13 protein-coding genes are annotated in these 13,128 nt (G+C 57.7%); 6 read left to right on the forward strand and 7 right to left on the reverse strand.

What is annotated here, in order from left to right; translation table 11 throughout:
* The 3 genes from QJ48_RS37310 to QJ48_RS03140 all read left to right on the forward strand — a co-directional run.
* Positions 1-737 (forward strand): YcdB/YcdC domain-containing protein (locus QJ48_RS37310; protein WP_337589613.1); only part of this gene is annotated, 737 nt, incomplete at its 5' end.
* Between the two features lie 18 nt (positions 738-755).
* Positions 756-893 carry a hypothetical protein gene (locus tag QJ48_RS36580; protein ID WP_157261489.1) on the forward strand — a complete coding sequence of 46 codons (138 nt, stop codon included), beginning with the start codon at positions 756-758 and terminating at the stop codon, positions 891-893.
* Between the two features lie 72 nt (positions 894-965).
* Positions 966-1,661 carry a DUF421 domain-containing protein gene (locus QJ48_RS03140; RefSeq protein WP_054972201.1) on the forward strand — a complete coding sequence of 232 codons (696 nt, stop codon included), beginning with the start codon at positions 966-968 and terminating at the stop codon, positions 1,659-1,661.
* Here the strand turns inward: QJ48_RS03140 and QJ48_RS03145 are convergent.
* The 6 genes from QJ48_RS03145 to QJ48_RS03170 all read right to left on the reverse strand — a co-directional run bounded on the left by QJ48_RS03145 (position 1,655) and on the right by QJ48_RS03170 (position 8,229).
* Entirely contained in the window at positions 1,655-3,283 is a 1,629-nt protein-coding gene (locus QJ48_RS03145) for a catalase (protein ID WP_054972202.1), read from the reverse strand. The two genes, QJ48_RS03140 and QJ48_RS03145, sit on opposite strands and share 7 nt — an antisense overlap.
* 170 nt (positions 3,284-3,453) lie before the next feature.
* Positions 3,454-4,026: an HXXEE domain-containing protein gene (locus QJ48_RS03150; RefSeq protein ID WP_054972203.1), complete on the reverse strand. Its 573-nt coding sequence runs from the start codon at positions 4,024-4,026 to the stop codon at positions 3,454-3,456.
* A gap of 94 nt (positions 4,027-4,120) precedes the next feature.
* Entirely contained in the window at positions 4,121-4,735 is a 615-nt protein-coding gene (locus QJ48_RS03155) for a TetR/AcrR family transcriptional regulator (RefSeq protein WP_054972211.1), read from the reverse strand.
* 208 nt (positions 4,736-4,943) lie between these two features.
* The gene (locus QJ48_RS03160) at positions 4,944-6,059 is read right to left on the reverse strand and encodes a DUF1648 domain-containing protein (protein WP_054972204.1); all 1,116 of its coding nucleotides are present in this window, start codon (positions 6,057-6,059) and stop codon (positions 4,944-4,946) included.
* A 12-nt stretch (positions 6,060-6,071) separates the two neighbouring features.
* Positions 6,072-6,455: a GntR family transcriptional regulator gene (locus QJ48_RS03165; RefSeq protein ID WP_054972205.1), complete on the reverse strand. Its 384-nt coding sequence runs from the start codon at positions 6,453-6,455 to the stop codon at positions 6,072-6,074.
* Between the two features lie 55 nt (positions 6,456-6,510).
* Complete coding sequence (locus tag QJ48_RS03170) at positions 6,511-8,229, reverse strand: alpha/beta fold hydrolase (protein ID WP_054972206.1); 1,719 nt, start codon at positions 8,227-8,229, stop codon at positions 6,511-6,513.
* Between the two features lie 204 nt (positions 8,230-8,433).
* On the opposite strand from QJ48_RS03170, the gene QJ48_RS03175 reads away from it, so the two are divergent.
* From QJ48_RS03175 to yunB, 3 genes are all read left to right on the forward strand, one after another.
* Entirely contained in the window at positions 8,434-8,796 is a 363-nt protein-coding gene (locus QJ48_RS03175; RefSeq protein ID WP_054972207.1) for a metalloregulator ArsR/SmtB family transcription factor, read from the forward strand.
* A gap of 171 nt (positions 8,797-8,967) precedes the next feature.
* On the forward strand, positions 8,968-11,481 hold the full coding sequence (locus QJ48_RS03185; protein WP_272948107.1) for a cation-translocating P-type ATPase: 2,514 nt from the start codon (positions 8,968-8,970) through the stop codon (positions 11,479-11,481).
* Between the two features lie 366 nt (positions 11,482-11,847).
* Complete coding sequence (yunB, locus tag QJ48_RS03190; protein WP_054972210.1) at positions 11,848-12,630, forward strand: sporulation protein YunB; 783 nt, start codon at positions 11,848-11,850, stop codon at positions 12,628-12,630.
* A 77-nt stretch (positions 12,631-12,707) separates the two neighbouring features.
* Here the strand turns inward: yunB and QJ48_RS03195 are convergent.
* Positions 12,708-13,128 (reverse strand): M23 family metallopeptidase (locus QJ48_RS03195; protein ID WP_157261490.1); only part of this gene is annotated, 421 nt, incomplete at its 5' end.

A 13,128-nucleotide genomic window follows, 5' to 3' on the forward strand; every position in this document is an offset into this window, starting at 1 on the left:
CTCCGGCCGTCCGGACGGCGCAGGACGTTCAGGAGCTGCTCGGAATCGATCCGGAACGGTACGAGTTGTTGAGGGAGGTGGAAATGGACGACCATATGACCGGTATCGTCTGGCGGCGGCGCGATTGGCAGCCGGCTGTGTCAGAGGATCGTTCGCTGGACGCCTTTTTCCGGCAGCGGTCGGAGGAGACGCTGAAAGCGAAGATCGATCCGGTTGGCGGGAGGCTGGTGTCGTTTATTCGTTTTGAAGAGGAGATTCCAGGGGAGCTGAGGCTGTCACGGGACGAGTGCCTGGACATCGCACTCGGATTTTTGGCCCGTATGCAGCCGGGACTGGCGCCGTTTTTGCAGCTGAGGCAGCAGGTGGAAGCGTCCTCCGATTCCGACAGGGAGCATTTCGATTTTTGCATCGGGAAGCAGGGCGTCTGGCTGGAGTTGGAGCATATCCGGTTGTCTGTCAACAAGACGTCGGGACAGATTGGACACGTGATGGGCCTATCCGTCGATCCGGCCCAATTGCAGGCCGTCGAGGTTACGCCGCTCGTGGACGAGCCGGAAGCGCGCCGGATTTATGCGGAAGCTCTCGACCTGAAGCTGGGGTGGGAGACGGATTACTCGGGCAGCGGCAAAAGGCGCCGCTACGTTTTGAAGTACCGTCTGGTGCATAAGGAGAAGGGCCGCGAAATCCGTTGGATCGATGCCCGAACGGGCGAGTTGATTTGTTCGAAGCTGGATTAAAGGGGATGGTTCGATGGGATGAGCAAAAGACCGGAGCAGAGGTACAGCATGCGTTTGCTGAAGCTGTGGATCCGCATGCCCCGAGAGCTTCGTTACCTGGCGATTATTGGATCGCTAGTCTTCTTGCATTGGTTCTTCAAGTGGCTTAACGGGTAATTTTGCGGGTTCAAACGATGCCCTCCCCGGGTAAGGAAGGACACATCTTCCTTTTCCGAAGGAGGGCTTTTTATGGCGGATTACGCCTATATTACCATCAAGCTGACGGCCGGACTTGCGGGGCTGTGGGTCATTACGAGACTGCTCGGCAAACAGGAAATTTCCCAGCTCACCGCATTCGATTTCGTCTCCTCGTTAATGCTTAGCGAAATTGTGGGCAATACGCTGTATGACCGCGAGGTCGGGCTGGAGCAGCTCCTTTATGCGCTCGCGCTATGGGCCGTGTTGTCGTTCGCGCTGGAGAAGCTCGTGCAGTTCGTCCCATGGCTGTCCAAGCCGCTGAACGGGACGGCCGACCTCATTATTGACAACGGCCGAATCGATTGGCAAGCGATGAAGCGCAACAACCTCGATTTTGATCAATTGCTCACGATGCTCCGGGAACAAAACGTATTTTCCGTACGGGAAGTCGCGTTCGCCGTATTCGAGACGAACGGGAGCATCAGCGTGATGAAACGAGCAGATGCGGACAGCGTGACGCGGAAGGATTTGCGCCTGCCCGACGCTCCGGTTTCCCTGCCGGTCGTGCTGATCGAGAACGGGCGCATCCTGCGGCAAAAGCTCGCAGCTCTCGGCCGGGACGAGGCGTGGCTGCTCGGCGAGCTTCAAGCCGCAGGAATCGGACGGCCGCAGGATGTGCTATACGCGGAATGGACGGACCATGACGGGCTGTACTGCCAGAAGAAGCCGGGGGCGGCCGGTCAGTAGCCGTCCGTTCTCTGCCCCATCTGCTCCGCCAAGTCTGCGCCTTGTTGCGCGGAAACGGAGCCGAGATGCGGCGAACCGGCATCCGCCTGGGCCAACCCTTCCGCAACGCGCCGCCCATACTCGGGATCGGCTTGCGTAAAATAGTCGATCATCCGCTGACGGATCGGAGGCCGGCATACTTGAAGTGCAGCGACCAGATTGCCGATCAATTCGTCGCGTTCCCAACCCTCGAATTTCCGGTACGTTTCTCCCGCCTGTTGGAAATCGTTCGTCCGGTCGATCTTGTGCCGTACGAGCTTCGCCTGATAAGCGGGTTCGTGGTCTTTGCCCTGCGGCTTCGCTTCGGTCAGTCCGTCCAGCAGCGAGGGCTCATAGTTGACATGCGGACTTTGCCCCTCTGCGCGATCCACGTAGTAAGTCATTTGCCCGTCGCGCTGATTGGTGGCGACGTGCTTCTTGGGCGCATTGATCGGAAGCTGAAGGTAGTTGGTGCCGACCCGGTGGCGCTGCGTATCCGAGTAAGAGAACGTCCGTCCTTGCAGCAGCTTGTCGTCGGAGAAATCCAGGCCGTCTACCAGAACGCCCGTCCCGAAGGCCGCCTGTTCGACCTCAGCGAAATAGTTCTCGGGATTTCGGTTCAGCACCATTTTTCCAACCGGCAAAAAGGGAAAGCGCTCCTGATCCCACAGCTTGGTCGGGTCCAGCGGATCGAAGTCGAGCTCGGGATGCTCGTCGTCGCTTAAAATTTGAACGCAAAGCTCCCATTCCGGGAAATCGCCGCGCTCGATCGCCTCGTACAGGTCCTGGGTCGCATGGCTGTAATTTTTACCTTGAATCTCCTCGGCTTCGCGCTGGGTCAAATTTTTGATACCCTGTTTCAGCGGTTCCCAGTGGTATTTAACCAAGACCGCCTCGCCTTTGGCGTTGACCCACTTGTACGTATTGACGCCGGACCCCTGCATCTGTCTGTAATTCGCCGGAATTCCCCAAGGAGAGAACACGAAGGTCACCATATGCGTCGCTTCCGGCGTGCCCGCGAGAAAATCGAACATACGCTCCGGATCGTTCAGATGGGTTACAGGGTCCGGACGGAACGAATGGACCATGTCGGGAAACTTGAGAGGATCGCGAATGAAAAAGATTTTCAGATTGTTCCCGACCAAATCCCAGTTCCCGTCCTCCGTATAAAACTTGGTCGCGAACCCGCGGGGATCGCGAAGCGTTTCCGGCGAATGTCCGCCGTGAACAACGGTGGAGAAGCGGACGAAGACCGGCGTCCGTTTGCCGGCTTCCTGAAACAGCTTCGCGCGCGTATACTGCGCGACCGGCTCGTCTCCGACTTTGCCGTAGGCCTCGAAGTAGCCGTGAGCCCCTGCTCCGCGGGCATGTACGACCCTCTCGGGAATGCGTTCCCGGTCGAAATGCGAGATTTTCTCGATAAAATGGTAATTTTCGAGAGTGGACGGCCCCCGATTGCCCACGGTCCGGATGTTCTGGTTATCCGTAATGGGATGGCCCTGCCGATCCGTCAGCGTCGTATCGGTTTCGCCCGGCGAACGCCGCTCGTCGAGCGATCCTCCGACACCCTCAACCGAAGTTCCGTTTGAATGGTTATCTTTCATTTCACTTTTGCCTCCCAGCAGTGAAAGCTCTTCATGACATATCCATTATTTGACTTGCTTCCTGAAAATATGCGCATGAGCTTGCCTGAAGGTGCTGGAGGTGCCGTAGGATCGCTTTGGAGCGGCCGCGCCAATAGAGCGTTCCGCGGACCTGCAGCGGGACCTTCCCCTTAGATACGGCGGCCCGACCCCGCTGCAGGCCTGCGAAAGGGCGCGATCCACCGGCCGAGTGTGAACCCGATACCGATGAGAAAAAACACGAGCGGGAGGACGATGGCGATGCCGAGCCATAGGGCGGCTGGCTCTACTAAGTCCGCCTGATAAAAGCGGTAAAGGGCGTACGAGGCGTACGGGATTTCCACCAGCGCCGCCGTTACGGCCCCGACGGTATAGCTCCGCTTCCCTAGTGATAAGCCTACATGCTTAATACCGTCCAGCAGCATGACCGCGACCATGCCGATGAAGACGGGGCCGAGCTTCCCGCCGTTCTCCACTGCCGCTGCGGCAATGCCCGCTCCTAGGCAAACGAGCGATCCGATCAGCACGACAGCTGTCGCGAACTGAACGGTAATGCTTTTGTCCCAGTTCAGCGCCCGCTGCATCAACGGGGACAGGGTGTGCTTGCGCGGCCGTATCCAGCGTTCCACGACGACGATTTCCTCGCCGTCATGAAGGAAGAAGGCGACCGGCAGAAGCCAGATCAATAGATGCAGGGAAATCCAGTCGTTCAGCAAAGCGAGCATGTGCGGTTCCTCCTTAGTTTGCTTCTTATGGAGTTAAAATTGAGTAAACACTCAAAAATTGCTTAAAAAAAATTTGGCCTATCAACGGAACGCATTACGCATCACCCTTGTAAAGGCCGTGGAGCAGCAGGCCGACCAGTTGGCGAATATAAGCTTCTTCATCGCCCAGCACGGCCATCTCGCTGCCGAAGCGGGCATGCAGCACAAAATAAAGCAGGATCGACGCGTTAAGCATCGTTGCGGCAACGTGATAGGTCTGCTCGCTTATTTGCCCAACGGGTGCCGACTGCTTCAAGATGCTGCTGCCGGAAGCGCCGATGCTTCCGATGAGCCGGAGCACTTCCTGAGAAACGGCCTCATCCCGCATCATTTCCGGGGACCAGATCAGCAGCAGGTACTCCCGGTTCTCCTTCAAAAATTGCAGGTACCGGCATCCGTACTGTACCAGCGCTTCGTCCAGCGGCAGCCGCTTCCACCGGTCCGCGCCGTCCTGCGCCAGCAGCGCGAAGGAGAAACTGTGGACAATATGCATAAGCAGCTTGCGCTTGCCGCCGAAGTAGTAGAAGATTAAGCCTTCCGTTACGCCGCTTTCCTCCGCGATTTCCTTGGTCGTCGTCGCATGGTAGCCTTTCCCGGAAAAAAGGCGGAGGGCCGCCGCAACGATTTTTTGTTTTTTCAGCTCGGGATCGTTTTTTTCGCCTCTCGCCATCGCCATCATTCGTCCTTTCAGCTCGAAATTTGAGTGTTTACTCAAAATTATAGTGGAGTCTCTCCAATTGTCAAGCCGCGTACGCACAGGGTCTATGAAACACGAACGGCAGCAAGCCCGCCTACAGAGGACGGATTGCTGCCGCGCACTGTCTAACTCGAAGTCCGATTTACCGTCCGAACGGCATTCCGAAATCCGCAGTCCGGGTTCAGCCTTTGATGGCCGCAATGACAAGGATCGCTCCGACCAGCACAAGCGGCGCCAGCATAACGACCCACGCCATCGGCCGGGCTACGTTGATCGTCCAGCCGATACCGACCCGTTTCTCGATAAACAGCGAAGGATCGTCCGGATTATAGTAGATCGATCCCAGCTTCCAATACTTGTCGTCGTCGGCTGCCCCGGGCACCGGCTTCTCGTTCGTTCCGGTCGATCCGCCGAGCCGGCTCCCGCCTTGCCCGGTAATGAACGAGACCACGAGAACCAAGATCAGCATCAGAGCGGGAATCGTGATCGCCACGGTGACGAGTACCGAGCCGTCAAAGGGGAATAATAAGAAAAACTGGATGAACGAGAACAGCACGAGCATCAAGAAGCCCATGACCATCAACACGAGGGACCAGATCCGGCGGAACCGGATGTTCTGCTCGCGCGATTGCTCGGGCGCGTTCGCGTCGATCTGCTGTTTGCTTTTGCGGATCACCGTATTGATGGACGCGAATATGAAGATCAGGACCAACTGCATCACGTTCGGGAAAAAGACGTTCCAGTACGTTTTCGGCTGGGTGGCTGTCGGGTTGCCCTGCATATCGTACCGCGACACGAGAGTGTCCGGAAGCTTGTCGTAATTCCACAAAGCAACGACGGCGCACAGAGCGACGAAGGCCAGATGAACCAGATACCACCAGTCGGAATACGTCGTTTTCCGGTTCCGAAACGAGGTGTCGACGGCAATGAACCGGGCGCTGGCGTTCTCCGCAGGACGCGCCGCCTTCCACTGCTTCATTTTGTTGTAATAGATGAGATAGCCGATCGTCGACGCCGCCATAAGCGCCAAGGCAAAGCCGATGATGAACAGCCCCTGCTGTGTCTCGTTCGTCCGCTGGATGACGAAAATCAAGACGATGAGGAGCACGGCTCCGATCGCCCCGTTCCACCAGGCATAGCGGCGGCGCATCGATTGCAGCTCAGGATCGTGATAATGCCGCGAATCGATCGATACGCCGAAATGATTCGTCGTTCTTGTAAAATACGGTAAACCGGCCAGCATCACAATGACCGGCACAAAAATGGCCGCGACCAGTAACGCGATTCCAATATGCATGTAGCCTCCTCCTTAGTTCCCTTTGATATCGCTGAAAATGCCTTGGATAAACCCGAGCAGCTCCTCCTCGCGCATGCCGCGGCATATGGCTTCGGCTGCGATCGGCGCCAACTGCTCGCGCAATTTATGTTTATACGCCTCGGTTACCTGGGGCATGCCGTCCGGCTGGACGACAACCCCTTTTTGGCGGTGAATTTGAATGAAGCCTTCCTGCTTCAGGAGCGTGTAGGCTTTATTCACGGTATGCAGATTGATGCCGATATCTGAAGCCAGACTGCGCACGGATGGAAGCGCCTCGCCGGGCTTCAAGGCGCCGCTCGCGATGCCTTCGAGAATCTGATTCATCAACTGGGCATAAATTGGAGTCTCCGACTGTAAATCCAATTTAATAATCATGGAATCTCCTCGTACTTTGGGCTGCCGGGGTGAACCCCGCAGTTCCACCTCAAAATTAGTGTTTGCCTTTCAACCACCCGGCGATATCGTCAATCACGTAGGACGGCACGTTGCCGGGAAGGGCGTATTCCTTGCCGGTGGAAGGCTGATCGAACTCGACGAACCCGTGGTTCAGCTTCGGATAAAGCTTGTAAACGACGTCTTGGCGCGCAGACAGGGCGGACTTCCAGCCGTCCAGGTTGCTTGCCGTCACTTGAAAATCGTTATCGCCCTGCAAAACGAGAAGCGGCGTAGATTGACGCTTGGCGATTTCGCCACCCCGATAGTTCCGGAAGTCGAACCACCAGACCGGATCGCCCAGAACAAAATCTTTCGGAACGTTCGCCGCGGAATATTGCTGGTCCTTCAAAAGAGAGACTTGGTGCTCCATCGCTTTCACCTGATGTTCCAGCCCTTCGGTCGGCTGTCCCGCTTCCTTCGCCCATGCGAGCGCTTGTTTATTTTGCTCCAGAACAATGTCCTCTAACGGCCGGGAAGGGCCGGCCATAACAATCGCTCCGGCAATGCTTTTCTGCGTGTCGGATTCGATGATGGACGGGACCAGCATCCCGCCCTGGCTGTGACCGAGGACGAAGATGCGCTTTGTATCGATGCGGCGGTCGTTTTGCAGCATGCGAACCGCAGCGACCGCATCGTCGACCGTTTCTTCCTTGACGGTAAAAGCCGGATGGAGCGCGCTCTTGAGCGTGTGTACCCGCGTCCGCTTCTCGTAGCGCAGCACGGCGATGTTTTTGGCGGCCAGACCGACGGCCAGATCGCGGAACGTCTTGTAGCTGCCGAACGTCTCGTCGCGATCGTTCGGCCCGGAGCCGTGTACGAGCACGACGGCAGGGAACGGCCCTTCGCCCTTCGGCAGCGTCAGCGTGCCGGGGAGCGGCGCTTCGCCTTCGCCGACCGTCACTTCCTCCTCCGAATAAAGCTCCGGCTTGTCGTAATCCGGCTTGCTGTAATCACCTGCTGGAGGAAGCGGCAGGAAAATGTCATCGATTTTGCCGCTCGCGTCGAACCGGACGGCGATGCCCAGCGGCGTCGATTTTTCCGTCATATAGCCGAGCAGGGCGTTGTTATGAACCGCCGTGATTTCCCGCTTGAGCGATATGAGCCGTTTCGGCGCTCCCAGCATGCCGGTATTGCCGGTCCAGTATCCCGCAAGCTTCGCTTCCGGTAGTCCTGCCCGCAGCTTGTCGCTCAGCATCCGGCTTGCCGCTTGAAATTGGCCGTTTTGCAGCAGGTAAACAAAGTGGCTCCCCGCTGCGGTCACATCGGAAGGATCGATGGTCAGCCCGTTTACGGCGTCCCAATCGATGGAGACTCCAAAGACTTTCCGGATCGTCTCCAGCCGAATCAGCGTCGTATCATTAACGATGGCGGCTTCCTCCGGCAAGGGGATCATTGCGATTCCATTGACTTTTGCGTTCCGTTCGCCGATTTTTACGGAGAGCTCGTTTATGCCGCGGGTGACGGTAACCTGCCTGTTCTCCGCGTCCCATTCGACCCCCGCGCCGATGGCTTCGGCGACGGCGCGCAGCGGGACCATCCGTGCAAGTGCGTTTGAAGAGCCGGCATCGGCTTCCTTAGCTGCATCGGCGGCTTGGACGCTCGTCTGCCCGACCGGCGCTTTTTCGGCCAGGGCGTTTACCGGTTGGACGATCGCCGCCGCAAGCAGCGAACCAACGGCTAATTGCTGCATGCTGCGATTCCATCGTTTGCTCATATCGTGTTCCCCCAAATTTGTAGTTATAACTGTTATGCTATATATATAACAGTTATACATAAGGAGTCAAGGGTGATTGCAAATTGCAGATGCTAAATTATAATTTTTACAAGTAAGCTTGTAGGAGATCCGGCAACCCATTCGGTTTTCTGTTATAATGGGAGCAACGGATAAGCTTGATTAGGATGAAGGCGGTGTTGTGTCTTGGAAAAAGTGCTGCAAGATCAATGCGATGAGACCTGTGAAGGCACCTCTCAGATTGAAGATTTGAAGGAGAGTCTGATCCCGGAAGCGACGGCGGCCGGACTGGCGGACGTATTCAAAGCGCTTGGCGACCCGACGCGGGTGAAGATCATATATACGCTGCTGCAAAAAGAGCTTTGCGTGCACGACCTGACATTGGTTCTGGAAATGGGGCAGTCGGCGATTTCGCATCAGCTTCGCTATTTGCGCAATTTACGCATCGTGAAGCGGCGCAAAGTAGGGAAGACGGTGTTCTACTCGCTCGACGACGAGCACATCGAGCAAATTTTCGTGCAGATGCTGCAGCACGTCAAGCACGGCTAGCGGTAAGCGAGCATACTAAAGCAGGGGGAGATCCTCCTGCTTTTTTATATTCCTTTTTATCGCTGCTTCAAAAGAAGGGCGTATGACGGTTGACAGATCTGCAACGGATGACATAAGATGGTAATAAACGTATGAACAATTAATCATGTATTGTATAGAGGAGATGGAGATATGTCCGGCAAACCATCCTGCTGCGGGTCCGGAGCGTCGCACAGCAGCAAGCCTGACGTTCATGGAAACGGCGATCCCCGGCACGGCCAAGAGCTTAAGCATGCGCATGATGCCGGGTGCGGACACGACCACGGCCATAGCCACGATCACGAGCATGGTCATGACCACAGGCACAGCCATGATCCTGAGCACAGTCATGATCACAACCACAATCACGGAAACGATCACGGCCACAGCCATGACGCCTGCGGCTGCGGGGATCATCACGATCATGAAAGCCATGGTCATAGTCATAGCCACGATCACGGCGCCTGCGGCTGCGGAAGCAGCCACGAGGCGGAGGATGCGGCCAACGCCGCCCTGGCGGCGGCGGCTGCGGAAGCTGCGGCGGCCGGAGCGATATCCAGCGTGTACCGCATCGAAGGAATGGACTGCGCGGATTGCGCGCGGAAGCTGGAGAAGCGGGTAGGGGCGCTGACAACCGTCCAGATCGCTTCGGTCAATTACGGAGCCGCCAAAATGACCGTCATCCATGACGGGTCGGCCGGGGAAGCCGTCATGCAGACGGTAAGGCAGGCGGGCTACACGGCCATTGCCGACAACGGCATGCTGCCCGGGACCCACGACGAGCAGCCGTTCTGGAAACGCAACAAAAAAGCGGTGCCGACGGCAGTATCCGGAGCGGTGTTTTTGGTTGCCTGGCTGCTTGCCTTAACCAAAGTCGCGCCAGAGTCGGTCGTCACGCTTCTGTACGCCGCAGCCATGGTGATCGGCGGCTTCCGCATCGCCCGAACCGGCATCTACGGGCTCAAGTCGGGGACGATCGGCATGGATCTGCTCATGACCGTGGCCGCGATCGGCGCCGGGTGCATCGGGCAGTGGGAGGAAGGGGCCGCCGTCGTGGTGCTTTTCTCGCTCGGCGAGACGCTCGAAGCTTACACGATGGACCGGACCCGCAGGTCGATCCGCGGATTGATGGATTTGTCGCCGAAGGAGGCGCTGGTCCGCAGGCAAGGCAGCGAGATGAAGCTGCCGACGGGGCAGATCGAAGTCGGGGATATTTTGCTCGTGAAGCCCGGCGAAAAAATCGCCATGGACGGGATGGTCGTCCAAGGGACTTCGTCTGTGAATCAAGCTCCGATTACGGGTGAATCCGTTCCGGTGCTCAAGGAAACGGGCAGCGAGGCGTTCGCCGGCACGATCAACGGGGAAGGGGCGCTGGAAATCCAGGTAACCCGGCGCGTGGAAGACAACACGCTGTCCCGCATCATCCGCATGGTCGAGGATGCCCAGGCGCAGAAAGCGCCGTCGCAGCGGTTCATCGACGCGTTTGCCAAGTACTACACCCCTGCCGTGCTCCTTATTGCGCTTGGCATTGCGGTGATTCCCACGCTGGCGCTCGGCCAGCCGTTCGAGCCGTGGTTTTACCGCGCGCTGATGATGCTCGTCGTGTCTTGCCCATGCGCCTTGGTCATTTCTACGCCTGTCAGCATCGTATCGGCGATTGGCAATGCGGCGAGACACGGCGTATTGATCAAAGGCGGCGCCTATTTGGAACGGCTCGGCGCCGTAGAAGCCGTCGCCTTCGACAAGACCGGCACGTTAACGGCCGGTGTACCCGAGGTGACGGAATTCATTCCGCTGGGAGGAAGAACCGCGGAAGAGGTGCTGACGATCGCAGGAGGGATCGAGGCGCGGTCCGGGCATCCCGTCGGCGAGGCTATCGTCAGGAAAGCGAAGCGGGAGGGCGTGCCGCTTGCGGATATCACGGATTTTGCCGCCGTGCCCGGACGCGGGGCCAAAGCACAGGTCGGCGGCAGCTTATTCTTTATCGGGAGCCCCCGGTGGTTCGTCCAAGAGCTGGGCATGTCCCTGGAATCGCTACAGGGAGAGCTGGAACGCCTGGAAAGCCAGGGAAACACCGTCATGGTGCTGGGCACTGCCATGGAGCCGTGGGCCGTCTTCGCAGCCTCCGACGAGCTTCGTCCGAACAGCCGCACGGCATTGGAGCAGCTTCGCGCCGCAGGCATTCGTCAAGCGGTGATGCTGACCGGCGACAACCGGGGAACGGCAGAGGCGACCGCCTCCAAGCTGGGCGGGATCGCCTATCGCGCCGAGCTGCTGCCGCAGGATAAAGTGACCGCCGTCCGCGAGCTGATGAACGAGCACCGGCATGTCGCGATGGTGGGGGACGGCGTCAACGATGCGCCTGCACTGGCAACAGCAACCGTAGGCATTGCGATGGGGGCGGCCGGTACCGACACGGCGCTTGAAACGGCCGATGTTGCCCTGATGGCGGATGATCTGTCCAAACTGGCGTACACGGTGCAGCTAAGCCGCCGTGCGCTGCGGATTATCAAGCAAAATATCGCCTTTTCCCTGCTTGTGAAGGCGGTCTTTCTCGCTCTCATCTTCTTCGGAGCTTCGACGCTCTGGTTGGCGGTGCTCGCCGACACGGGCAGCTCGCTTATCGTGATCGCCAACGGCATGCGGCTGCTCCGCATCAAGCCGTAAAGCCGCGAGGCTCTTTTTCCGGCCGCCTTTCCCTGCGAAAGGCGGTTTTTTATGCTCGCAATAGTTTAACGAAAATTCAGAAAATTTTAAGTGAATCTTTAAAAAGCTAATCTTCTATATATTTACTTGGATATCATGTTTTAGTAGAATGAAGTCACTCCAAGACCTCATATCACCCCGCCCCATCGTAACCTCCATTACCTCAATTGACCACTTTCTCAACAAGTTCGCCTGACCGGCGGCCAGGTCTTTTATTTGGCAGATTAAACGCTGCTCAGTTCGTTTCCATCCGCTCCGTCTTTTTCCCGGCCGGCCCGCATAGGCTGTAACAGACGGGCCGTACAGGCCGGGGAAGGGGGAGCCGCGGTGCTGAGGCGCAGATGGAGAAGCAGTCCCTCGGGCAAAAGCAAGCTGAAGCGCACGCTGTTGATCGTGCTGGTCGTTCTGCTGCTTCTCTGCATGCAGGCTTATTTGTACGTCGAGCGAAATTTAAAGGAACCGCTGGTGCATTTGGCGCGGGTGCGCGTGAAGCAAATCGCGACGGAAGCGATCAACTCGGCGATCGCGGACCGGATGGCGCAAAACACCAATTTCCAGAAACTGATCGACTGGCGTACCGACAACAGCGGCAAAATTACGGGCTTCATGTTGAATTATGCGGAGCACAGCCGGATTACCGCCGATACGGTCAATATTGTAACCAAGCAGCTCGAAGCCGTAGGCTCCGTTCCGGAGCATATCCCGCTCGGTCAGGCGATGCATTCGCCGCTTCTCGCTTCGTTCGGGCCGAATATTCCGATCCGGCTCGTGCCTGCGGGCACGGCCAAGGTGGAGCTGAATACGCGCTATCAGAGCGCCGGCATCAATATGATTTTGGTGGAGGTATACGTTCATGTGACGGTCGAAATGACGGTCATTATTCCATTCGATTCCGCGCCCGAAGTGGTGGAAACGGAGCTGCCCGTATCCTACTCGCTGGTGGTTGGGGATGTGCCTACCTATTATTTCGACGGCCGGGGCAATCCGGTCGGCCAATCGGGGCCGCTGCCCCCGGGGATCTCGCTCCCGAATGTAAACGTTCCGGCAGCGAAACCCGATGCTTCGGAGGCGAGAAGCAAAGAGTCGTCCGTCGAGCCGAAAACAAAATAAATCCGGTACGGGATTCGCGGCAGCTTCCGCGTTTACGCACCGGATCATTTTAACGTCTCATGCAGGGACCAGCTTCGTCACGGTGTGGTCGTCTTGCGCCGCATGCGCTCCTCCCGTTCCCATTTGCGCAAGTGGGGGTACGGATCGAAGGACCATTCCGTCATCCCGTTGTCCCGGTACAATCCGTAATGCAGATGGGGAGGGAACTTTCCGGACGTGCCGGGCTTCCCATAGCCGGAGCTGCCGACCCAACCGACCACTTGGCCAGGTTTTACGATGCTGCCCTGCTGCACTTCTTTTTTGTTAAATCCGGACAAATGCGCGTAATAATGATACACGTTGTTTAGATCGCGGATCCCGATGCGCCAGCCGCCGTACGGATTCCAGCCCATCACTTCGATGACGCCGTACGTAGCGCTGCGCACCGGAACACCGTAGCCGGCGAAGATATCGGTTCCTTCGTGGATGCGGTATCCACCCCAGCCGCGGCTGGCTCCC

This window comes from Paenibacillus sp. A3 (genome assembly GCF_001399685.1).
Classification (GTDB): domain Bacteria; phylum Bacillota; class Bacilli; order Paenibacillales; family NBRC-103111; genus Paenibacillus_G.